This window comes from Microbulbifer elongatus (assembly GCF_021165935.1).
In the GTDB taxonomy this organism is placed as follows: Bacteria; Pseudomonadota; Gammaproteobacteria; order Pseudomonadales; family Cellvibrionaceae; genus Microbulbifer; species Microbulbifer elongatus.
Genome location: NZ_CP088953.1, coordinates 1,268,118 through 1,292,392 on the forward strand (window position 1 = coordinate 1,268,118; position 24,275 = coordinate 1,292,392).

11 protein-coding genes are annotated in these 24,275 nt (G+C 57.0%); 5 read left to right on the forward strand and 6 right to left on the reverse strand.

The window, feature by feature from the left end:
• Positions 1 to 103: 103 nt before the first annotated feature.
• The 5 genes from LRR79_RS05255 (at position 104) to radA (ending at position 7,660) form a co-directional block, all read left to right on the forward strand.
• Entirely contained in the window at positions 104 to 469 is a 366-nt protein-coding gene (locus tag LRR79_RS05255; protein WP_231759354.1) for a hypothetical protein, read from the forward strand.
• 72 nt (positions 470 to 541) lie between these two features.
• The gene (locus LRR79_RS05260) at positions 542 to 1,882 is read left to right on the forward strand and encodes a TolC family protein (protein WP_231759355.1); all 1,341 of its coding nucleotides are present in this window, start codon (positions 542 to 544) and stop codon (positions 1,880 to 1,882) included.
• Between the two features lie 14 nt (positions 1,883 to 1,896).
• Positions 1,897 to 2,817, forward strand: coding sequence for an efflux RND transporter periplasmic adaptor subunit (locus tag LRR79_RS05265; protein WP_231759356.1), 921 nt, complete (start codon positions 1,897 to 1,899; stop codon positions 2,815 to 2,817).
• Positions 2,818 to 2,828: 11 nt separating this feature from the next.
• Positions 2,829 to 5,984 (forward strand): efflux RND transporter permease subunit, encoded by a 3,156-nt coding sequence (locus LRR79_RS05270; protein WP_231759357.1) that lies wholly within the window; start codon positions 2,829 to 2,831, stop codon positions 5,982 to 5,984.
• A gap of 281 nt (positions 5,985 to 6,265) precedes the next feature.
• Positions 6,266 to 7,660, forward strand: coding sequence for a DNA repair protein RadA (gene radA / locus LRR79_RS05275; RefSeq protein WP_231759358.1), 1,395 nt, complete (start codon positions 6,266 to 6,268; stop codon positions 7,658 to 7,660).
• A gap of 49 nt (positions 7,661 to 7,709) precedes the next feature.
• Here the strand turns inward: radA and LRR79_RS05280 are convergent, their stop codons facing one another.
• The 6 genes from LRR79_RS05280 to LRR79_RS05305 all read right to left on the reverse strand — a co-directional run bounded on the left by LRR79_RS05280 (position 7,710) and on the right by LRR79_RS05305 (position 24,226).
• Positions 7,710 to 8,081: a hypothetical protein gene (locus LRR79_RS05280; protein WP_051687378.1), complete on the reverse strand. Its 372-nt coding sequence runs from the start codon at positions 8,079 to 8,081 to the stop codon at positions 7,710 to 7,712.
• Positions 8,078 to 9,043, reverse strand: coding sequence for a hypothetical protein (locus LRR79_RS05285; protein WP_231759359.1), 966 nt, complete (start codon positions 9,041 to 9,043; stop codon positions 8,078 to 8,080). The genes LRR79_RS05280 and LRR79_RS05285 overlap by 4 nt, the downstream gene beginning before the upstream one ends.
• A gap of 154 nt (positions 9,044 to 9,197) precedes the next feature.
• Positions 9,198 to 11,462, reverse strand: a complete 2,265-nt coding sequence (locus LRR79_RS05290) for a TonB-dependent receptor (RefSeq protein WP_231759360.1) — start codon at positions 11,460 to 11,462, stop codon at positions 9,198 to 9,200.
• A gap of 313 nt (positions 11,463 to 11,775) precedes the next feature.
• Positions 11,776 to 13,224, reverse strand: coding sequence for a coniferyl aldehyde dehydrogenase (locus tag LRR79_RS05295; protein ID WP_231759361.1), 1,449 nt, complete (start codon positions 13,222 to 13,224; stop codon positions 11,776 to 11,778).
• A 154-nt stretch (positions 13,225 to 13,378) separates the two neighbouring features.
• Positions 13,379 to 14,374 carry an AraC family transcriptional regulator gene (locus LRR79_RS05300; RefSeq protein WP_231759980.1) on the reverse strand — a complete coding sequence of 332 codons (996 nt, stop codon included), beginning with the start codon at positions 14,372 to 14,374 and terminating at the stop codon, positions 13,379 to 13,381.
• 90 nt (positions 14,375 to 14,464) lie between these two features.
• The gene (locus tag LRR79_RS05305) at positions 14,465 to 24,226 is read right to left on the reverse strand and encodes an isopeptide-forming domain-containing fimbrial protein (RefSeq protein ID WP_231759362.1); all 9,762 of its coding nucleotides are present in this window, start codon (positions 24,224 to 24,226) and stop codon (positions 14,465 to 14,467) included.
• Between the last annotated feature and the right edge of the window lie 49 nt (positions 24,227 to 24,275).

Consider the following 24,275-nt stretch of genomic DNA (forward strand, 5'->3'; position numbering starts at 1 on the left):
CTGGGAGGGCTGCCAGTGCTTTGAGTATTCTGGTGTTATTTGATAGTTTTGCTGGCTCTAGGGGCCTGTGATCAAGCCTCTCTTTTATGACGGTTTTTGCCACATGCCAACATTCTCCATTAATGCCCTGTTTGGCTATCTGCTGTTGACGCTGCTGGTGATCCAGCAGGCGACGGCGTGCTATGAGGGCCATGGAGATTTGGCAGAGCCAGTTGCAAACGCGGTCGTGACGCAATCGCTGGTGGACTGTAGTGATTCAGACAGCGGCAGTCCCTGTGATGCAGCGGAGCTGGCCGGGCTGGATCAGGAGTGCAATCACTGCTGCCACTGTCATGCCGGCACCAGCCTGTGCCTGCCTGCAGGGCACTATGCGCAGTGGCCTATTCCCGGTATACGCTGGCTCGCTACTATAGACAGCACCTTTCCTCGCGAGATTATCTCCGCCCTCTACCGACCTCCCATTGCCTGAGTGAACTGAAAATTCCGCGGATTCGACGCGCATCCGCGCACCGAACTTCAACCCTCACTCGGGAATTGTTTTATGTCTTTTCTTGCGACACCCGGTTACCGGTGTCTGTGTGCTACTGCACGTGTGCTGTTTGTAATCGCAGCATGCATTCCACTGTTATGCGCCCCCGTACAGACCGCTTTTGCCCGGGACCGCGATGCGCGGCCGTCGATCACCCTGTCGGAGGCCATCGCCAGAACGCTGAATCTCCACCCCTCGCTCGCGGTCTTTGACTACCGCAAGCAGTCCCTGGATGGCCGCGCACAAACGGCGGATCTGCGCCCCGCGCTCAACCTGGATATGGAGCTTGAGAATTTCGCAGGCACCGATGGCAGCGAAAATACGGAGATTACTGTCGGCCTGTCTTCGGTTATCGAACTGGGAGGTAAACGCAATGCCCGCGGAGCAGTGGTCGCCAGCGAGCGGCGACTGATGAATCTGGAGCGTGAAATCCAGGCGTTGGATCTGCTCGGCGAGGTGACCCGGCGCTATGTTCAGGTGCTCTCGGTCTCCGAACGTGTGGCGCTGGCAAAAGACACCGCGCAGCTGGCGGAGGGCGCTCTGGCTTCGGTGACGGCGCGGGTTCGCGCCGGGGCCGCTCCCACTGCAGAGAAGCTGCGCGCATCAGCGGCGCTTTCCCGTGCACAGCTACAGCAGCAGCGTCTGGAAAAGCAATTGCAGGCGGAGCGGATCGCGCTGGCGGCCATGTGGGGGGAGGCAAATGGGGGCTTCTCTGTAGCTGGAGGGCAGTTGTACCGGATGCCGCAGGTCGGCGATTTCCAGAATTATCTCGCCCGCGCGGAGCAGAATCCCCTGCTGATGCGCTTCGCTTCCGAGGCGCGCGTGCAGCAGGCGCAGCTGCGACTGGCAAGCAGCGCGGCCCGCGCCGATGTGAGTTGGGGTTTGGGAGTGCGCCAGAGCAATGAGACCGACAGTACCTCCCTGGTAGCGGGGCTCAGTGTGCCGCTGTTCAGTGGCCGTCGCGCCCGGGGGGAAATTGCCAGCGCCCGCGCCGCCCTGCAGGGTACCGCCGCGCGTGAGGATACTGCGCGTTTGCAGCTGTATACCCAGCTGTATCGTGCTTATGCGGATCGCGCCCAGGCGGTGCAGTCCGTGCGACGCCTGCGAGAGGAGATCATTCCCACGCTGACCCGCGCCATGGGGGAAACCGAGACCCTGTATCGCGCCGGTCGCTACTCCTATCAGGACTGGGTGGCGGCGAGGGAAGAGTTACTCGATGCCCGCAGCGCACTCATTGACAACGCTACTCGGGCGCTGCTGGCGGGGGCTGAGATGGAACAGCTTACCGCGGCACCACTTCTCGCTAATAACCCTGTGTCCTCGGCTGCACCAGCGACAGTGAATGAAAAATGACTTCAGGTAACACCATGTTCAAGACAGTACATATTGCCGTATTTTTACTCGCACTTTCGGCTGCGGGTTGGGCCAGCGATGACCATCATCATGAAGAAGATCATCACGAAGAAGGTCATCATGACGAAAGCGTGGTAGAGCTTTCCGATACCACACTTGCCCGCGCCGGTGTTGCCGTTGCTACGGCTGGAGCCAGAGCAATCGAGTCCACCATTACTCTCTACGGAAAACTACAACCGGAGCCCACCGCGATCAGCCATATTCGCGCGCGCTATCCCGGCCTGGTCTCCAGAATTGCCGTCAGTATTGGCGACCCGGTCAAGAAAGGCCAGTTACTCGCATCCATCAATTCCAATGAAAGTCTGCAGGAGTACACACTGCGCGCCCCCTTTGACGGAGTCGTGATTGAAAAGCACGCGGGTCCCGGGGAGTTTGTCAGTGAACAGGTGCTGTTTACGGTCGCGGATTACAGCAAACTGTGGGCCGACCTGCAGGCATTTCCCGAACGCCTTGGCCGTGTGCAACGTGGGCAACCGGTAGAAATCATTGCCGGTGAGCAGTCGTACCGGGGTGCGATTGGAAATTTGGTGCCCGCTGCAAACGGTGCGCCTTTTCGGCGTGTGCGGGTACCGCTGGATAACCATAATGGCAGTTGGTCGTCAGGGATTTTCGTCCGCGGCCGAGTAACCGTCGATGAAAAACCTGTAGCGATCGCTATCGACAATCGCGCATTGCAGACTCTGGAAGGTGAACCAGTAATTTTTGTCGAAACCAGACCTAACCACTTTGAAGCGCGCCCGGTGCGCCTTGGGTTGCGCGGAAGCGAATTCAGTGAAGTGCTGGGCGGCATCCAGGCGGGTGAGCGCTACGTGGCGGAAAATAGCTATCTGATCAAGGCCGAATTGAAAAAGTCGGCCGCCGGCCACGCGCATTGAGGGTATTTCGCATGATTGAATCCATATTGCGCTTTGCCATCGAGCGCCGCGTGCTGGTGCTTTTCAGCAGTCTGATTATCGTTGCCCTGGGATTGTGGAGTTATCAGCGACTGCCTATCGACGCGGTGCCGGACATTACCAATGTCCAGGTGCAGATCCTTACCGAAGCGCCGGGTTATTCACCTCTTGAATCGGAGCAACGGGTCACTTATCCGGTGGAAACCGCACTGGCGGGGCTGCCACAACTTGAATATACCCGCAGCCTATCACGCTACGGCCTGTCCCAGGTCACCGCGGTGTTTCGCGAAGGCACCGACATCTACTTTGCTCGCAACCTGATCGCCAACCGCCTCACCTCCATTCGCAGCCAGCTGCCCGCAGGGCTGGAACCCACCATGGGCCCTATCGCTACCGGCCTCGGGGAAATTTTTCTGTACACGGTCAGCGCGGCGGAGGATGCACGACAGCCGGATGGAGCGTCCTACGACAGTACCGCATTGCGGGAAATCCAGGACTGGATCATCAAACCGCAGCTGGCGCTGGTGCCAGGAGTGACCGAGGTAAATGCCATCGGCGGGTTCCGCAAACAATTTCATGTCACACCGGATCCGCAAAAGTTGCTGACGTTTGGCGTCACTATGGCGGATGTGATTGCGGCACTGCAGCGCAGTAACCAGAACCGCGGGGCCGGTTTTGTAGAAGTTGGAGGAAATCAGTTACTGGTGCGCTCTCCTGGCCAATTGAAGTCGATTACCGATATTGAAAGTGTCGTCGTGAAATCGGCCGGAGGTCGCGAGCGCGATGAATTCCTGGCTCCGATCACCGTTGCCGATATTGGTAGCGTTGCGATTGGCCGGGAATTGAGAACTGGCGCTGCCACGGAAAACGGTCGCGAAACCGTACTGGGAACGGTGATGATGTTGCTGGGCGAAAATTCGCGCACCGTAGCGGCCGATCTCGGGGAAGCGCTGCAGAAAGTACAGCACTCGCTACCTGAGGGTGTGAAGGTCGAGGCCGTCTACGACCGCACGCGTCTGGTAGACCGCGCCATCAATACCGTTCAGAAAAATCTTCTGGAAGGCGCACTTCTGGTGATCGCGGTGTTATTTCTGATGTTGGGAAATCTCCGTGCCGCATTGATCACTGCCGCGGTGATCCCTCTGGCGATGCTCGCCACACTCACCGGAATGCTGGGTGCCGGTATCTCCGCAAATCTGATGAGCCTCGGTGCGTTGGATTTCGGGTTGATAGTCGACGGTGCGGTAATCATCGTGGAAAACGCTACCCGGCGTCTGGCGCAGGCCAGTCACGGCCGCGATTCGGAGCTTCCGCTCAGGCAGCGTCTGGACATAGTGTATACCGCCACCAATGAAGTTATCCGGCCCAGTGTGTTGGGAGTGCTGATTATTACTTTGGTGTATATACCCCTGTTTTCGCTCACCGGCGTGGAGGGCAAGATGTTCCACCCGATGGCGGCCACGGTGGTGATGGCGCTACTCGCGGCCATGGTGTTCTGTTTTACCCTGGTGCCGGCGGCGGTGGCGGTTTTCCTGCGTGGGAACATTCGTGAGCGGGAAAATGTCGTGGTGCGCAGTCTGACAGCCCTGTACAAGCCGATACTGACAGTCGCCTTGCAACTGCGCTGGCTGGTAGTTTCTGTAGCGCTGCTACTGGTAGTGTTCTGTGGTTGGCTTGCCACCACCCTGGGTTCCGAGTTTGTACCGCAACTGAACGAAGGCGACATTGCCACCCACGCTCTGCGCATCCCCGGTACGGGTCTGGAACAGGCGGTGAAAATGCAGAAAGAGCTGGATGTGTCGCTGGGTAATGTGCCAGAAGTCGCGCGGGTATTTTCCCGTATTGGTACCCCGGAAGTCGCCACCGATCCGATGCCACCCAATGTGGCGGATACGTTCATTACCCTGAAACCGCAATCGGAATGGCCCGACCCGAAGCTACGCCGCGAGGAGTTGATCGAGCGCTTGAAGGCCGCGATTGAGGTGGTTCCGGGAAATAACTACGAATTCACCCAGCCGATCGAAATGCGTTTCAATGAACTGATTTCCGGGGTGCGCGCAGATCTGGCGGTGAAACTCTACGGAGATAATCTCGCGCAGTTGCGTCGTTCCGCCGGAGAGATTCTTGCGCAGGTGCAGCAGGTCGAGGGTGCGGCTGATGCCCGTCTGGAGCAGGTGGAGGGGCTGCCGGTGCTGTCGATTACCCCGCGACGCATGTCGCTCGCCCAGTATGGAATGGGCGTGCAAACTCTACAGGACTACGTGGCGACAGCCATCGGAGGCACCAGCGCGGGGTTGATGTACTCTGGTGATCGTCGCTTCGAATTGATGGTGCGGTTGCCGGAGGACATTCGGCAGAATATCGGCGAGCTTTCTTCTCTGCCTGTTCCGCTTGCCCAAGGTGGATTTGTGCCGTTGGAAGAAGTTGCCGACTTGAAATGGACAGAATCACCGGCACAAGTGAGCCGGGAAAACGGAAAGCGGCGGCTGGTGGTTACCGCCAACGTGCGCGGGCGCGACCTGGGATCATTTGTGCAGGCCGTGCAGGAACGGGTTGAATCGGAGGTGGAAATACCCGCGGGCTATTGGCTTGATTACGGTGGCACCTTCGAGCAACTGCAATCCGCCGCCGATCGGCTTTCCATTGTGGTGCCGGTAACACTGTTGATGATCCTGCTGTTGTTGATGGTGGCGTTCAGCTCTCTGCGCGATGCACTGATTATTTTTACCGGGGTACCCCTGGCACTCACCGGTGGTGTGCTGGCGTTGTGGCTGCGGGATATGCCGCTATCGATTTCTGCCGGGGTCGGCTTTATCGCGCTCTCAGGCGTGGCGGTGTTGAACGGTCTGGTAATGCTGTCGTTTATTCGTGAGCGCTGGCGAGAGAGTGGTGAGCTGTACACCTCCATAGTGGATGGTGCCATGCTGCGGCTGCGCCCGGTGTTGATGACGGCGCTGGTGGCGAGCCTGGGTTTTGTGCCGATGGCGCTCAATACCGGAACCGGTGCGGAGGTACAGCGTCCGCTGGCGACAGTGGTGATTGGAGGAATTATTTCCTCCACACTGCTCACCCTGCTTGTACTGCCTGTGTTGTACCGATGGGTGCATGAGAGATCCCGTAAATTTTCCCCTGCGGCAGTGGAAGGGTAGAATTGTCGACTTTCTGGGGCCCCTTGTCTGAGGGCCAAGGCTTAGCTTCGTGCCGCAGTGCTACCGGATACTGCGAGGTAGCCTCGCTTACGAAGCCCTAAAGTTTTCGAGAAGGTGTCGATATCGGGTGTGAACTTCTGAGACCTTCCGCGAGAGGGGCCTCGCGGAAGAGCCCCCATGGATGGGTTCACGGCGTGTCTCAGAAGTTCACACCCGATAGCGGCATCGCCACAGCACTAAAAAAGCGCTAATACCACCGCACCCTGAACAGAGAGAAAACCTTGGCCAAAAAATCCAAAACCGCGTTTGTCTGCAATGAGTGCGGAGCTGATTACACAAAATGGGCGGGGCAGTGTAATGCCTGTGGGGCCTGGAACAGCCTGAGTGAAGTGCGGCTGGGGCCTGCGCATACCGATAGCCGCGCGGCGAATTTCACCGATGCACAGGCGGGCTACGCGGGTGCCGCGGGGCAGGGCAAGGTACAGAAGCTTTCCGAGATTGATCTCAGTGAACTGCCCCGGATTCCTACCAACGCCAGTGAACTGGATCGGGTACTGGGCGGTGGTTTGGTGCCGGGTTCGGTAGTGTTGATCGGTGGTCATCCCGGTGCGGGTAAGTCCACCGTACTGTTGCAGACCCTGTGTCACCTCTCGCAGAAGCTACCCGCTCTGTATGTAACAGGGGAGGAGTCCCTGCAGCAGGTGGCCATGCGCGCTAAGCGATTGGGGCTGCCCGCAGATCATCTGCAGATGCTGTCGGAAACCAATGTCGAGCAGATCTGCCTCACCGCCGGTGAGGTGAAGCCCAAGGTGATGGTGGTGGACTCCATTCAGGTCATGCATATGGCGGAGGTGCAGTCTGCACCCGGTTCCGTGGCGCAGGTGCGCGAGAGTGCGGCGTATCTGACGCGCTTTGCCAAGCAGACCGGAACCGCATTGATTCTGGTGGGCCATGTTACCAAAGACGGCACCCTTGCCGGACCCAAAGTCCTCGAGCACATCATCGACTGCTCCATCATGCTCGAGGGTACCCACGACTCCCGCTTCCGCACCCTGCGCGCGCACAAAAACCGCTTTGGCGCGGTAAATGAGCTGGGCGTGTTTGCGATGACCGAACAGGGTCTCAAGGAAGTCTCCAACCCCTCCGCGATCTTCCTGCAGCGCGCCGATGAAATCGCCGCGGGTTCGGTGGTGACTTCTGTGTGGGAAGGTACTCGCCCGCTACTGGTGGAGCTACAGGCACTGGTGGACGACAGCAGCCTCGGTAACCCGCGCCGTGTCGCCGTCGGGTTGGATCAAAACCGCCTGAATATGCTGCTGGCAGTGCTGCACCGCCACGGTGGGGTACTGGTGGGCGATCAGGATGTGTTTATCAATGTGGTGGGCGGTGTAAAGGTGATGGAAACCAGCGCCGACCTGACGCTGCTGATGGCCGTGGTTTCGAGCTTCCGCAATCGCACCCTGGACCGGGATCTGATGATTTTTGGTGAGGTCGGTCTGGCTGGTGAAATTCGCCCGGTACCTTCTGGTCAGGAACGGCTGAGAGAAGCGGCCAAACATGGCTTCCGCAAGGCGATTGTTCCGGCCGCAAACCGGCTTAAAACCGATATTGAAGGTTTGCAGGTAATTCCGGTGAAAAGTCTATCCGAAGCTCTAAATGCTTTGGATATGGCTTAAGTGTCAGTCGGGGTATTAATTTCCAACCTCGTCTGTATAAGTCGCCAGCTCAGGTTGATAAGAGAGCATCGAGCAGTATTGCCAAAATCATCGTTGTACCAGATATGAAGAAAGTCCAGAAAAAAATTATGGCGAGGAAGCGATCAAATTTATTTGTATTTCTTCTTATTACTTCGGAGTTCGCATTGAGAGAGGATAGCCGACCTCTCTCCAAGACTTTGTGAAATTTTCGAGGTGTGGCTAAAGCCTGTGCAGCATTGAAAATATCCCAGCCGCTGACCAATTCAAGCCCTAATTGATCTTTTGTATCTGGGTTTTTCCTTAATCTCTTAACAGTTACCTGCCCGAAAACAACGAATAGCAGCCATCCGATTAAAAGGCCAAGAAAAGAAAACAGAACAACGAAATTTAGCGTATTCATGGCGTATTCACTGCACCCATGATTTGGTCATAATAGAGTTCTCCATTGGCCTCAAAGTGTCGATCTGCTGCTAGGGAAACAGCAGCTGTCCCCGCAATTATCAGACCTCCCGCGATAACCGCAGCCCACCCGACTGGTGTCATGAACATGAATAGCGCGACTCCCGCTTTTGCTGCAATTACACCTGCACCTGCACTTGCTGCAAAGCGGCTAGACTCTACAAACAGGTCCTTTTCCCACTTTCCCCCAGCTTGATACGAATTGTGCACTTTACCTGCACGGGACCCGAAATCTATCACCGCCAAGCCATTGCCCAGCACTTTCGTGTATTGGCTCAACTTTACCAGCCTGTGCGCCTCAATTTCACTGCTGAGTTGCAATTTCACTACATTCCGGCTGCTGCGAGCAATATTAGTACCGCGCTCGGCACTGGTCAGCGGTGTGCCACGCCGTGAGCGAATATGGCTGGTTACCACGTGCAATTCTGCGCGAAACTGTGCCTGCATACGATTAAAGGCCGTATGCGCCTTTTGCTTTAACTGGGCCTGATTCCCTGCCTTGCTCAGTTTGGCATCCCGATAGGTGAGTAGCGCTACCTGGTACTCCTTTACCGATTTGGCGAAAGCACTGATTCGCTCGCCGTAGACACTAGTCGAAGCGCCAGTCAGGGCAATGTTGTAATCCTTGAGTTGCTCCATCATGACCGCAATCGCCAGTGTATTATCTTCACCAAAGGTAAGCGACAGCTCGGTCACGGGCTGGGATATGTACTTTGGTGCCAGTAGCGTTTGGATTCGCTTGCCCTGAGCGTCGCTGTGGCCATTTAACAAGTATGGGGTGTTGGCTTTGGCAAATTTGGGAGTGGGGCAGTGCAGTTCGGTGAGCTGCTGGATGTTAACGTTACATGCCTGTTGAAGGGCGGGTGAGCTGAGACTTTTGTTACAGAGGAATACGGTACTCACTTTCAGATCCTTTGAAAATGTGCGAAACAGGAAGGCTGAAAATTCTACCGTCAATATAATCGTTGTTGAAGCGAAATTCGGAGTTTGAGCGTACCAGTCAGCGGTATCTGTGAGGGGTGGGCCGCTCGCATTCGAGCGGCCTTCGGGCTCTGCTTTACATTTTCCAGTTAAACCGCAGACCCGCGGTACGGGGTTGTCCCCATACACCGTAACCCCAATCGGCCCCGAGTGTATTCTGGTAAGTAAAATACTCTTCGTTGGTGAGATTGCGGGCGAAGGCTTCCACGCTATATGCATCGGAAGGGGAGTGCCAACTGACCTTGGCGTTCGCGAGACCGTAGGCGGACTGCATTGAATAGGGGTCGTTTTCTACCTGCAGGTAGTGATCATCCTGCCATGCATAATCGCCCTGGAATACGAGCTCACCATTGCTACCCAGACTCTGGTAATAGCGTGCTACCAGGTTGTAAGTAAACCCTGGCGCTGAGGGCAGTTCATTGCCATCGAGGGTGTAAGTGTCAGCGGCAACAACGAAGGACTGCTCGGAATCAAACTCGGTACTGAGCCAACCCGCGCCGGCGATCACTTCAAAATTGTCGGTAATCGGAGCGGTCAGCTCCAGCTCCGCACCGGTACCGGTTACATCCCCTGCATTGGTAATGACACTGCCCTCGGCGACGCTGATAAATACCTGCGCCTGAAAATCCTGTACTGAATAGTGGAAGGCGGCGGCGTTCAATCGGTAGACATCGGCAATGGTGGTTTTCAGGCCCAGTTCGAAATTATCGATGGTCTCTGCGCCGACGGGATCGGTGGCGAGATCGTTGCGGTTGTAGCTGCCAGAAAAGCCACCGCTTTTAAAGCCGGTAGAATAGCTGGCGTAGGCCAGTGTCTTCTCGGACGGACGCCAGTCGAGGCCGATGCGGCCGGTGGTTGCCTGGTCGCTCAGTTTCTTTTGTGTATCCACGGCATCGGCGTAAAAGCTGGGGCCGGCATCCTGTGAAAAATCGCGCTGTTCTTCGGTATAGCGCACGCCGCTCACCAGTGTGAAGGTGCTGCTGAGATCGTATTCAACCTGTCCGAACAGAGCCCAGGAGGTGCTGTCGAGGGTGACAATTTCCTGGTGCCACAAACCGTCCGCTGTTGTCGGTGCCTGGGTATTCAGACCTCGGTCATCCTTGTAGTAGTAAGCTCCCGTTACCCAGTTGCTGTTCTGGGTTACGCCATTCAGCCGGATTTCTTGTGTATATTGCTCCGCATCTACGGCGTACTGTTCGTCAAACCAAACTGCGGGGAGTCCGTCACCATCATCCTGCAGCAGCTTGTCCAACTCTTCGTAGGCGGTGATCGAGGTGAGGGTAAACCCTTCAAAGTCGTGGATGAGTGTGGCGGATGTACCGAAGGTGTTGATTCTGGTTGCCAGTCCATCGGCTGCACCACTGGCGACATATTCGGGTCCGAAGTTCCCGTCTACCGCCTGTTCTCCCGAGATTCCTCCCAGCCCCGGGTTCGCGCTGAAGCACTTTCCGTTTTGAATGCGCACGATCGAGCAGGTTGCAGCGCCAGCGTCCGGCGAATCCAGATATCCCAGATGGGCAAACCCAACAGATTGCTGATCAGCACTGCTGCCGTGAAGGTTTAACAGCAGGCTACTGTGATCCGCGAGGTCGATCTCAAGCTGTGTACGGTAACCGTAGCTGTCGGTGTCGTTGAGTTTCTCTCCGGTCACCACATTGGTTTGCCAGCCGTCATTGTGTGTGCTTTTGACGGCGACCCGTCCGCGGATATTTCGGTGCAGCGGGCCACTCACAGTACCTTCGAGGATACGTTCGGAATAGCTGCCATAGCTGGCGCTCGCGGTCGCCTCCAGCGTTTCAGTGGGCTTGCGGGAAACGTAGTGTACGAGACCACCGGTAGTATTGCGGCCGTAGAGTGTGCCCTGTGGGCCGCGCAGCACCTCAACCCGCTCCAGGTCGAACAATTGAATGGCCGAGCCTGCCGGGTTGCCGCGATATACGTCGTCGACATAGATGGAGACGGGGGATTCCCAAGAGTCGGAGAAATTCACCAGGCTGATGCCGCGCAGGCTGACGGAGGGGCTGGAGGCTTCGCCGAAAATGGCAAAGAAATTCATATTCGGTACTTGCTGGGTAATATCCAGCCCTTCTTCAAAGCCCATTTTGTCGATGGCATCGCCGGAAAATGCACTGACCGCGACGGAGACGTCCTGCAGGGACTGCTCGCGCTTTTGTGCGGTAACGGTGACTTCTTCAAGGACAGATTGCTGGGCGAAGGCAGTGGTGGCGGTAAGCGTACCGGCGAGTGCAATGGCGGTAGCCAGTAGTCTGCGGCCGGGTAGAAATAGCTTGAATGTTTGTGTGTCAGAATGGTGAGGCTTGCTGCGGTTTGGTGCAGGCATTTTTTTCTCCTTGTAATCGCGCGCGTTCCGTAAGAATCCGAGCTGGATTGCGCGATTGAATAGCGGGCGTCATTGCCCAGAGTGCACGGTGATATTGCATCGCCGCGATGGTGCTGGAAGTTTTCTTAAATGAAATCCAGAAAAAAAGAGCGCCAGACTGGCTAAGCTCTGGAAATACCCTACCAAAAATTACGGTTTTATCGCAATTTTGTTTCGGGTTTGAGGGGGCGGGCTTGGAGGGAGAGGTATTGAATCCGTATTGCGAAGGTGAAATTTATTCCCTTCGCAATACGTGGAAAATCAGGTGCTTGCGTTACTTGGTTAAACGCAGCATCAGCTTCATCATTTTATTCGCCAGATTGCCGTAAGGTGGCATCAGCAATTTCAGTGGATCCAGCGGGCCCTGATAGAACACCGGGCGCAGTTTGGAGAAGGTCAGGAAACCTTCGTAGCCGTGGTAGTGGCCCATGCCACTTTCGCCCACACCACCGAAAGGAATATCGTGCTGGCCAACGTGCAGTACGGCGTTATTCACGCTGACTCCTCCGGACATCACGTGATCAATGTAATAGTCCCGCAGTTCCTTGTCTTTGGTGAATGGGTAGATCGCCAGCGGACGGTCGCCGCTATTGATGTAGCTGGCCACTTCTTCGCGGTTTTTGTAAGTCTTGATCGGCAGTAACGGGCCGAAAATTTCCCGCTGCATTACGTCCATGTCTTCACTGACATTGACCAGAAGGTGCGCGGGGAATTTTTTCAGGGTGTCGTTGCGGTCACCCTGTCCGTCGGTCAGGTCGATTGCGGTCGCGCCTTTCGCCAGCGCATCGTCAAGGGTGCTCCAGATACGCTGGAAGGATCGATCGTCGATTACCGAGGTGTAGTCCGGGTGCTGAATATCCGGATAGCGCTTTTTGAAAACGCGTTTCGCTTTTTCCACAAACGCATCGACCTTGTCTTCCGGCAGTAACAGGTAGTCTACCGTCGTACAGATCTGTCCGGCATTGAACAGCTTCCAGAACAGAACCCGCTCTACGGCGGTATCGGTGTCGTAGTCGGGACCGACGATCGCCGGGGATTTGCCGCCAAGCTCCAGGGTAACCGGGGTCAGATTTGCTGCCGCTGCGGCCATAACCTTGCGCCCGGTTGTTCCGGAACCGGTAAAGATCAGGTGGTCGAATTTGAGGGTGGAGAACTCTATGCCGACGCCGCCGGTCTCCTCGAGAAATACCAGTTTATCCTGGGGGAAATAGTCGCTGCTGATACGTTGCAGCAATGCAGTGAGGTTGCGGGAGTTTTCCGACATTTTCACCATGGCGCGGTTGCCGGCGGCAAAGATATTGATCAGCGGTCCGAAGGACAGGTTGATCGGAAAATTCCACGGCACGATCACGCCCACTACACCCAGTGGCTGTGGAATGACCTTGGTCGATGAGGTCGGAAACGCGGTGATGTCGATATGGCGTCGCTGGGGCTTCATCCACTTCTTCAGGCGCTTGATGGTGTCCTTGATACCATCCAGCGCGGGAAAGATTTCTGCGAACAGGGTCTCATGATGAGAGCGGTTACCGTAGTCGCTGCTTACCGCCTGCACCAGTTCGTCCTGATGATCGCGGATCATCCGGGCCAGGGATTTCAGGTCTTCAACCCGCTGCTGGTAGTTGGGGGCGGGGTTGGCCAGGTAGGCCTGGCGCTGGTTGGCCAGCAGGTTTTCCAGGGTTGCGGTATGGGCGCCTTCGCTGGTCAGGGACTGGGTATTCATCATCGCTTACCTAACTGTGTTTCCGGTGATACCTGGGGCGGTGTTCCGGGATAGATGCTGGTCAGTTTTGCACAGGATACGGGTTTTCCCCGGAAGAGAGTTGACCGAAGGCGTCGGCAAATTGACAGATCGCGCAACCTTGAGTCCCGCTGACTGTTTAGTCGGACCTTTGGCGCAGCCAGGCTCTGGGGCTGGCGCCCATGATGCGCTTGAAGGCACGGGTCAGCGCACTGAGCTGGCTGTAGCCCACCAGTTCCGCGATCTCGGTCAGTGAGCGGCTGCCTTCCAGTAAGTAGGTACACACCTGCTCCACGCGGGTGCGGTCCAGTAGTTGCTGAAAACTGGTGCCCTGCTGGTTGAGACGCAGCTGCAGCGTGCGCGGTGCCATGTTCGCGCTATCGGCGACCTTTTCCAGAGTCACTGGCCCTCGTGGCAACAGATTGGTAATGGTCCAGAGTAACTGTTCCTGGAAGTCATCCAGCTGCTTTTTCTTTAGAAAATCATTGATCAGGCCGAGCATTTCCGGGTTTGCACCGGCGACGGGGCGCTGCAGCAGTTCCCTGGCAAACGCGATCCCGTTGTGGTCCTGCCCGAATTGCACCGGGCACTGGAACAGTTCACGGTAGGGTGCGAGTCCTGTGCTCCCTGTGGGTGCCGTACCGCACAGCTGGACCGAGCGCAGGGCGACGGGCTCGGCGAGAAGAAAGCGGATCAGATTAAATCCGCTGGCCACCAGATTGTCACTGTGCTGGCGGGAAGCAGCGGAAGGACCGGCGAACTCGTAGCGTGAACACAGGTAGGCGGTATCCGCCGACTCCTCCAGCCAAACCTTCAGCCCCTGGGCCGTCTGTCCAATGGAGGAGGTGATCGTCTCCATAGCATCGCGCAGGGTCGGGCACTGTTGCAGCAGCAGGCCGATGGTACCGAGGGCGGCAATACTCTGCTGTTGGGCCAGCTTGAGGCCGAAGTGCGGGCAGCCGCTCAATTGAGCCCCCAGTTCCAGCAGTTCAACCTTGCTCTCCATCGGGATCATCAGGTCCGGACGATCCAGATAATCCGCAGGCAGCGCAAGGCGTTGCAGCAGTGCCCCGGCATCGACGCCGAAACTGCCAAGCAGAGATTTATAACCGGTGAGCGCGCTGGCGCGGACCATTGGGAGCAAGGGGTATCCTCTCCAGAATCAATCTTCCGGATATGATACCCAACCTGCCCCCGTGCACGCGATAGTGCGTCCGCGGCGAACTCAGTCGCGTTTCTGTTGTTGCTCTTGTTCTGCGACCATCTCCGCGAACGCCAGCAGTATCGGCGATAGCTGTGACTCCCGCATCTCTTGTCCGATCAGATCCAGTTGCTGCTGCAGCTGGCTACGGTCACCGTTGATATGCCGCTGCTCTCCGCCGTTGGAAGAAGACTGCAAGGGCGATGGCAGCGGTTCAACTTCCGGTGTCCAGCGCGGGACATCTGCGGGCAGATCAGGACTCGCTGCGGGACGTTCAAAATTGCCAAACAGGGAGTTGTCACGGAAACCGGCAAAATCCTTGTCCATCTGCAGCGGACTGGATTTGTGTGAGTCCTTCGGCGCGCTGGTATCGATGCTGAGGTCATTACCAAACACCCGCGACCAGTCGTTGGGGTATTTCCCTCCATCCACCGGGCCGAAAGCCGGGTCGTAATAGTCCCCGTTGCGGCCACCCTGTAAATTGCTGGCGACATCCTCTGTTTCTTTGGAGATCAGTCGCCCGTGCATCTGTGGCATCTGGCGCTCCCACGCCCGCAGTGGCTCCATGTACTGCGGATACAATTGCGACAGGGTGATGTTGTCCACATTGATTTCGTTTTCAATGTGCGTGTTGTCGCTGTCTGTATTGTCGTCCGGATTCTGATCCGGGCCATTGCCGCCATCATCGGTGATACTCGCGGTGTTCTGAGTTTCCTGAACGGTGGGGTCCAGCGGGAAATTCACGATGACCGAAAAAGTGACGCTGCCTTGCTCTCCGGGGGCGAGTGTGCCGACGTCGAATGTGTAGCTATCGCCGTTGCGCACCCAGCCTGGCGTGGAATTAGCCGCGTCAAAGGTCGTATTTGGCGGCAACGTTTCGGTAATGACGACGCCGGTGGAGGTGGTGTTACCGCGGTTGCCGAAGTCGATCGTGTAAACAATGGATTCCGTTGGCCGAGGCTCCACATCGCCGTCGTCTTTATCGATGTACAGGTCGACAAATTCGATGGCAAAGGTCTCGCTGTCGGTATTGTTTTCCGGTGTGGGGTCGGGGCCGTTGCGGCCGTCGTCTTCTACCGCCACGGTGTTGGTCTGCAAGGAAACGTCCACGGGGATCTGGTCGGTGACGACCGCCGTCAACGTCAGCGTGATCGTGTCGCCGGCGGCCAGAGGGCCGATATTCCAGGTTACCGTGCCCGCGGCGAGGTCAACGATGCCGCCATCGCTCGCAGTAATATCGGTAAGCAGGCTGGTGTCCGGCAGGGTGTCGGTGACGACAACGCCGGTACCGTCCTGATTGCCCTGGTTGCTGACCGAGATTGTCCAGCGAATGGTGTCTCCCGGGTGTGCGGGATCGCTGAAGTTCTCCGTTTTGTCAATTGTGTAGTCCGGTCGGGCCGCGACAATGACCGCGGGGTTGTCCCGATCTTCAGTGGAGTTGTTGCCTGGCTCCTGATCTGGTCCGTTACTGCCATCGTCCACGATCGTGGCAATGTTGGTAAAACTGGCAAGGCCAGATGGTACCGGATCGGGAACGATCACCGCGAACTGCACGGTGCCAGTTTCTCCAGGCTCGAGGTCGCCAAGGTCAAAAAACAGTTCATCGCCGATTCGGGTCCAGCCCGGTGTGGAATTGGTCGGGTCGAATGTGGTGGCACCGGGAATCGTTTCGGTGATGGATACGCCGGTTGCGGTTTCGGTGCCGAGGTTCGCGTAGCGCAGGGTATAGGTAACGACATCACCGGGGAACACGATACCGTCGTCATCATTTACCTCTTTGTTAATCGCTACATCGATGTAAGTGATCTCGAACTCAGTGCTATCGGTATTGTTGTCGGGGGTCGGGTCAGGCCCGTTGGTGCCATCGTCGGTCACCGCTACCGTGTTGGTCTGGATGCTAAGCGGGAGTTGGGCGGTAAGATCATTCACCACTTCAGCGGACAGTTCTAGCGTCAACGTTTCCCCGGCGGCGAGGTCGCCAATATCCCAGGTGACAGTCCCGGCATTCAGGTCGATCACGCCGCCGTTGCTGGCGGTGAAGTTGGTAAACAGGCTGGTATCCGGCAGGGTGTCGGTGACCACGACACCGGTGCCATCCTGATTGCCCTGGTTGCTGATCTCGATGGTCCAGCTGACCGGGTCACCGGGCTGTACCGGGCTGGTGAAGTCATTGGTTTTGACGGCCACGTAGTCTGGCGTTGCCCCGATCGGGGTTACTTCGTTGTCCGTATTGTTATCCGTATTCTGATCGGGACCGTTTTCGCCATCGTCATTGATGCTGGCGGTATTGCTGGTTTCTACCACACCGGTTGGCATCGGATCGTTAAAGATCACGGCAAAGTCGACACTGCCGGTTTCGCCGGCGGCCAGAGTGCCGAGGTCGAGGGTCAGGGTGTTGCCGTTCTGTACCCAGCGCGGATCCGAGTTGGCCGCATCGAAGGTGGTGTACTCTGGCAGGGTTTCGGTAATGACGACACCGGTTGCTTCCTGGGTGCCGTTGTTGGCGTAATTCAGGGTATAGACCAGGGTATCGCCCGGTGCGGCGGTAATGCCACCATCGTCTTTGTCGATGGCGAGATCCACATAGGTAATATCAAATTCGGCTTCATCGGTATTGTTATCCGGGGTGGGGTCGGGTCCGTTGCTGCCATCGTCATCCACCACCACGGTATTGGTTTGGGTGGGGATGGTCGTGGGTACCGACTCGGCGACTTCTGCGCTGAGAGTCAGGGTAATGGCCTCGCCAGCGCCGAGGTCGCCGATATCCCAGGTGACGGTGCCGGCACCCAGGTCGATCACCCCGCCGGTGCTAGCGGTAAAGTTGGTAAACAGGCTGACATCCGGCAGTGTGTCGGTGACCACCACACCGGTTCCGTCCTGATTCCCCTGGTTGCTGATTTCGATGGTCCAGCTGACGCTGTCGCCGGGCTGAATGGGACCGACGAAGTCGTTGGTCTTGTCCGCGACGTAGTCCGGTGCTGCGTCGATGGGGGTAATGTCCGTATCGGTATTGTCATCGGGTGTCGGATCGAAGCCGTTGCTTTCATCGCCATCGATGGAAACGGTATTACTGGTCTGTTCAACACCGGAGGGCACTGGGTCAATGACGGTCACGATCAGCTCCACGGAGCCATCCTCGCCCGCCGCAAGTTCCCCCAGGTCATAGGTCAGGGTATCGCCGTTTAGCACCCAGCCCGGGTTGTCGGCGGGATCGAAATCAACATAGTCCGGAAGACTTTCGGTGATGACCACGCCGGTGGCTGGGAGATTGCCGCGGTTGCCGTAGTTGATGGTGTAGGTGATGGTGTCACCGGGTACGGCGGGGTTATCGGCGTCGATACCGCCATCGTCTTTGCGGACGAATAGATCCACCGCTTCGATCACTGCGGAGACGTCGTCGCTGACGTTGTACTCGCGCTCGATGTCGCCGTCGTCACCACCTTCCGGCGTGTCCAGAGAGGTGTAGTCGGCAACGGTGGTATTAGTGGTGGTCTGGCCGATGGCGGCGGGGTCGGTCGTTACCAGAGTGTCGATGGTAATGGTTACGGTGGTGGTGCTGTCGATCTCGCTGATGCTGATCGACAGCAGGTTGGCTGCGGAATTATCCACAATGTCCGGCGACCCGCCTCCGGAGACATCAATGGTGACATTCTCTACCGTTGCAATATACGGTGGCAGGGTATCGCGAATGACTACGTCGTAGGCGTCTGCACTGCTGTCGGGATCCAGCTGGACGGTAATCTGATACTGGGCCGGACCACCCAGGGTGAGTGGCGTACTGGTCAGTAACTGCTTGTCGATCATCAACAGTGGCTCGACGACGTCCACCGACGCCTCTGCCTCCGCACTGCCATCCAGAGTACCGTCACTATCGGTATCGAATTGCAGTTCTACATCATTGCTGAGGGTGGTGCCCGCCACGTTGGCGGGGATGTCGGTGACACGCAGACGATAGGTAAAGGTAACGGTTTCTACGGTACTGTTGTCGGTATCCGTATTTTCCAGCGTGCCAAATTCCATAATCAGTTGATTGTTTGCGGCGTCGTTCATCATCGTGATCTGATCCGGATCAACCTGCAGGGCATCTGGATCACTGGAAATCACACTGACCAGATCCACAAACTCGAAACCCGGGCCATACACATCCACTATGCGGCCGGTAAGTGAAGCCTCGGGAATGGCAACGGTTACCGAGAAGGTCACCACTTCACCGATGGTGGCCTCACTATCACTGTTAAGGTCATCGTTCTGCGAGGTGGAAACCAGTACCTTTTCCACGGTGGGAGAATTTACCGTGATAATGGCGTCATCACTGACCGCGTAATTGTTGAGCCCATCGCCCTCGCCATCACTTCCGTCGCGCTCGCCATCGGCATCGCCGTCCATGCTGCTCCAGCGTAGATCGGTATCATTGACAATTTCACTGCCCGCAATGGTGTTGGCGAGTGTGCCGGTAATGGTCAGGGTCACGGTGGTACCGGGGAATATATCCAGCTCCGCCTGGGGATCAATTACCAACTGATTGGTTGCCTCGTCATAAGTAAAAGAGCTGGTGACATCGCCGCTTTCCCCCGCCAGTTCAATCGTTGCGCTGAAGTCGATGATTTCGAAATTGTCGGGCAGCTGGTCAGTGAAGATAATGTCATACGCTGTGGTACTGCTGCCATCACCTGGATTCTCGGCGACGATGGTGTAGGTCACCTGATCGCCGTTATCACCGGTGCCAGGAACCACGGATTTGTCGATCAGTAGCTGTGGTTCTATGACTTCGATGTCGGCAGTCTGGGATACCGCCTGATCGTCCGGATCAATCTCGCCGTTGTCATTGGAGTCCCAGACAAAAGTCGCCGTATTGGTCAGTACTTCCCCTGCCTGATTGCTTTCCACATTGAGTACTTTCACCGTATACAGGAGCGCGATGGTGTTGGCCCCCGCGTCGTTACTGGCATTGCTGTTGGTCAGGGTGCCCAGTGAAAAAACGATTTCTCCGGTTGTCCCTTCGGGCGGAGGGTTCAGGGTGGCGGGATCCGTCAGGTCTCCCGGAAGATCAGAGGTAATATTGCTGCCGACGATCACTTCATCGAGACTGACAAAGGCCAGCCCCGGAGGCAACAGGTCGGTAATGGTGGCCAGTGGTACCTCGCCTTCCGGAATAATAAAGTAGGAAGCGTAACTGGCGGTTTCTCCGATAACGACTTCGGTCAGCCCGTTGAACTCCCCCTCTATTGATGTGGCAGTGACCTGCTTACCTTCGGCGAGAATGGCGGTTGTGGTAAAGGAAACCCCACCGATAGCGCGGTAGTCGTTCAGCTCACCGAGACCATCTTCACCGGTACGCTCATTTGGATTGTCTCCGTCGATACTGGTCCACTCGGCAAAGGCGCGATTGGTAATGGTGGTGCCGGGGACGATAAATTCGTCCACCGTGGCGGAAAACTGCAGAGTCAGGGTCTCGCCCATGAGCAGGTCAAAGCTCTCGCCCGCAGCCATGGAAATGGTGTTGCCGTTCACCACGAAACGGTCCGACACATCGACGCCATCCAGCGTGGCGCTCACCAGGGTGACGCCTCCGAGTTCCGGAGGCAGAGTGTCGCTGAAGGTCGCATCAAAGGCATCGGTCTCCGAGGCGCTGGCATGGGAGATGACCACGGTGTAATCGATCTGGTCATTTGCATCGATGCGCGAAGATGAGGAGGAGAAGGTCTTGTCCACCTGCAGTTGCGGTTCAATCACCGTGATGTTTTCCGCCGACGCGGTGTCCTGCACGGTGGGGTTGTTGTCCCCATCTACTGTACTGTCCCAGGAAAAATCTGCCTGGTTGTTCAGTGTTACCCCGCTCTGGTTTTCAATTATATTCTCGACCAGAACCGCATAGGTGATGGTGATGGTTTCCGTGCTGGTATTGTCGCGATTGACATTGGTCAGATCACCCAGATCGAAGGTCACCTGCTGGCCATTTTCGCTCACGACCAGATCGCTCTGGCTCCAGGAGACGCCGGCCCCATTCTGGATATCCGGGGATGCGGAGACCGATACGATGTTCAGAAATTCCAACCCCAGATCCAGAGTGTCGATAATCGATGCACTGGGGGTTTCACCCTCTGCGATAACGAGGGTGAGGGTATAGGTCGCGGTTTCGCCGATAACCGCTTCATCGTCAAGATTGGTCGCTGAATTGATGCTGGTACCGTCGAGGGTTTTGCTTACCGTGTTTGCTCGAATGGTGACAACGGCGTCGTCCTGCCAGTTGGGGCTCGAGTTGCCCTCGGTGTAATCGTTGCCGTCATCCACGCCGCCGTAAGCTTCAAGCGCGGCGGTATTGGTAATCTCCTGATTTGGCTGGACGGTATCGATGGCTTCCAGGTCGTAGGTGATGACGAGAATGTTGCTGCCATCATTGGTATTGCCCGCATCGGGTTCGCGCCCCTGGTTCAGTGCGCCCTCGGTCGATGACGGATCATCAATCACAATGCCACTGCCGAATAGGTCTCCATTAAAGGTAAGCGCGGTACCGCTACCGGTATATACCTGCAGATTCAGATTGGTGATATCGCCGCCGGGGTAATCAAACCCCGGGGGTAAAATATCGCTGATGGCAATATTGAATGCATCGGAACCACCGGTGTTTTCCACGGTAATGGCAAAGCGCACCAGGTCACCGGCATCGACTTCGCTCAGATTGGAATCGATGGGGGCAAGACCGAGATTGTCACTGGTGATCAATCCGCCGCTCCACGGCGGCGCGGTAACGGTGCCCGGCTCATCGAAGTTCACGGGCGCATTGGGATCCGGGTCGAAAACCCCGCTCTCATTGTCGGTGGAGACTACGCCCTTGGTGACAATCAGTTCTGGTGACAGGATTTCCACCTGCACCGCATCGGGATCCAGCACCGTGGTACCCTGGGTATTGGTAATGGCTACCGACGAGACATTGGTGAGTGAGAGTCCATCGGTAAACGGCTGATCTTGTACCTCGACGGTGAACAGAAGCTGGACCTTGCCGCCATTGGAACTATTTTGCGTTTCCGGTTCGAACAACCAGTTGATGGCGTTATTGTCTGTGTCGACACTGGTCGTGGTGTTGCTCCCGTTTAACGAGCCCGGGGGCCAGTTTCCGAATTCCGTGGCCGGTCCGAAACCCCACTGGTTTACATCGGGAATGATCGCCCCGTTGCCGGTATCGAAGTAAACAGGTTCTTCGGCGAGAAATACCGGTAGCGGCAGGTAGTCGGTAACACTGAGTGCTTCAAAGTCGATGGTGCCGAGGTCAAGCTCCAGAGCAAAGGTCACCGTGTCCCCTACACTGATTTCATCGAGGTCGTCGGGGTTGGTACTCCCGTTTACCGCGAATACCGACTTACTGGAATCCACCTGGGAGATAACAATTTCTTCGCTGCTGCCGTTTTCGATGATCTCGCCATTGGCAGATGCCGCGGTGGCGGTCAGTGTCGCCTGATTGCCGATCACATCCAGCGCATCCACGGAGCCACCGGGCCCCACATACTGCTCTCTGATCGCCGCCTGGTAGGTAATGACAACCGTGGTTGTCCCCTGGCTGACACCATCCGCAAACAGGTCGCCGTCCAGGCTGCCGTTGGTCAAGCTCTGGTCAATCAGCTCCTGTGAGATATCCACATCCACGGTGGTGGAACCATCCCCGTTTACCACAACCGAGGTGTTGCCGGCGGCAATGGGTGAGGGGCCGAAGCTGGTACCGTTCAGAAACAGGCTCATGGAAATGGATGAGGGGTCCACTTCAATACCATCACCGACCAGGTCACTGACCGACAGATTGTCCAGTGACATATAGTCGGAGACCTGCATGGTGAGGGTGTATTCGATGGTGTCCCCCGGGGTGTAACCCGGGCCTCCGACGTCATTGACCAGCGTGACCGCTTTCTGCAGTGAAGCGGCGGTGGCAACAATCTGTGCGTCGTCAGTACCGCTGATATCCAGGTCGTCATAAGTGCCGGTCGCGGTCGCGGTGTTCAACACTGCGTCGTTGGCGGCATCGTTCACCACAATCGGGTTACCGTTGGCATCGACCTCGGGCACATAACCGGAATAGGTCACGACAATGTCGTTGTCCGCCAGGGTGCCCTCCACCGGTGTCAAAAACGTAATGATGAGTTCTGAACCGATTTGCGCGCCTTCTGGCGGTTCGGAAATGGTGTAATCGGTACCCTCAACCAGGCTGGCACCCACAGCGCCGCCCAGGGAAACCGTTCCCGGTAGATAGTAAAAATTTTCCGGTATCTGTTCGGTAACCACGAGATCACTGATCGAGGACATATTGGCGATGTCCACATTCACCTGCCAGGTTACCGGTTCACTGGGGCCGGTAACGGTCTCGCCATCGTCGCCGATAGAGTCGTTGTCTCCATCGCCGTCCAGCGCAAATTTATCCACCAGCAGTACCGTGGGGGTTATTTCGGTTTCGATTGGCGGAGCGACGATGGCGGGGTCTGTGTCGGGGTTGTTGAGCGGATCGTTGCCGTAGGCGAATCCCGGGCGCACGTAGATCGGGATGGGTAAACCTACCATGGCGCCGGCGGCTTCATCGATCAGCAGGGAGACGTCGAGTTCGTAGGCGGGCTGGTCCGGGGTGAAGGAACCAAATGGTAGCGCCAGTGCATACCAGGTTGCGCCTTCCTCTCCCGGAGGCAGCGAGATATCACCGGTCTCATTAAAGTCGTACGGGTGGTACTCAACCGGGTTGCCGTTGCTGTCCACCCATTGCCCACTTTCGTAGGTGTAGGTTTCCACCTTCGCCCCCAGCAGTCCGCTGACGTTCTCGACTTCCAGGCCGGGCCCGACAACGATATCCATAAACGGACCATAACCGGTGGTATTCCCGGCGTTGTCGAAGGTAAACGTCATATCCGTGGACTCATTGATAAAGTCCTCACTGGGCCCGTCTACGACAGCGGTGGGGGTGGCAACCATCAGTCCCTCCCAGCTGCCCTGCAGCAGCTTGGAAAACACAATATCGGTTTCCACGTCTCCCTGATGCTGCTCCAGCTCCCAGTCGCCGCCACGCAGAGCATTGCCAGTGGCATCGTCCGAGGCGGCCACATCGGCACCGGTGAGATCCGCGATCTCCGCGATAAATTTTTCGCCGGTCAGGCTGTAGCCGGTATTGCATCCATACAGCAGGATATCGGCACCGCTACTTAAATTGCTGGACCAGCTCCGCAGTTGTGCGCGATGGCTGCTGTCGAGGTCGGACAGTGATGCGAGCGACAGGGTCTCTGCACCGATATCTATGCCGCCGGCGCCCCCGTGGGAAATCAGGTGAACGGCGTCAAATGTCTGGCCGCTTTGCTGGATCAGATCGGAGACCGTGTTGAGAGTGTCACTGGCATCCAGGGTCAGGAGTGTCACACTACGCGCGCCGATCGTCAGTTGCGTTGTCTCCTTGTCCCCAGTCAGGGCCGTTACCTCAGAGGCGCGCTGCACCAGGTCGTCGATCAAGGCCTGAGCATCGTCGAGCTGCAGGTCGATCACCACCAGCTCGGTTTTTGCTGCCCCTGCGTCGTGCAGCATGGCGGCAAACTTATGCTCGCCATTTTCCTGTTGATCCTGTTGGGCCTGCATGCCCGCCCCGCTGTCGCTGTCGTTCAGGGAGCCGGTATCGTCCGCGTTGGGTGTCTGACTCACATCGGCAGCCACCGAAGCATCCAGCAATACCCGCTTCTCCAGTGCACGGTGCAGACTGCCGAGCCTGCGCCCATGCTGGTGGATGGCATTGGCCAGGGACGATCTGGAAAACGCATTGAGTTCCATGGAGTACCTCTTTCCTTGCGGTAGCTGTCGGCAATCTTCCGGATTGCAT

Excerpts from the sequence above, each read along its gene's own strand:
- LRR79_RS05255 (WP_231759354.1), top strand. The coding sequence starts at position 104 with ATGCCAACATTCTCCATTAATGCCCTGTTTGGCTATCTGCTGTTGACG.
- LRR79_RS05260 (WP_231759355.1), top strand. The coding sequence starts at position 542 with ATGTCTTTTCTTGCGACACCCGGTTACCGGTGTCTGTGTGCTACTGCA.
- LRR79_RS05265 (WP_231759356.1), top strand. The coding sequence starts at position 1,897 with ATGTTCAAGACAGTACATATTGCCGTATTTTTACTCGCACTTTCGGCT.
- LRR79_RS05270 (WP_231759357.1), top strand. The coding sequence starts at position 2,829 with ATGATTGAATCCATATTGCGCTTTGCCATCGAGCGCCGCGTGCTGGTG.
- LRR79_RS05280 (WP_051687378.1), bottom strand. The coding sequence starts at position 8,081 with ATGAATACGCTAAATTTCGTTGTTCTGTTTTCTTTTCTTGGCCTTTTA.
- LRR79_RS05290 (WP_231759360.1), bottom strand. The coding sequence starts at position 11,462 with ATGCCTGCACCAAACCGCAGCAAGCCTCACCATTCTGACACACAAACA.
- LRR79_RS05295 (WP_231759361.1), bottom strand. The coding sequence starts at position 13,224 with ATGATGAATACCCAGTCCCTGACCAGCGAAGGCGCCCATACCGCAACC.
- LRR79_RS05300 (WP_231759980.1), bottom strand. The coding sequence starts at position 14,374 with ATGGTCCGCGCCAGCGCGCTCACCGGTTATAAATCTCTGCTTGGCAGT.
- LRR79_RS05305 (WP_231759362.1), bottom strand. The coding sequence starts at position 24,226 with ATGGAACTCAATGCGTTTTCCAGATCGTCCCTGGCCAATGCCATCCAC.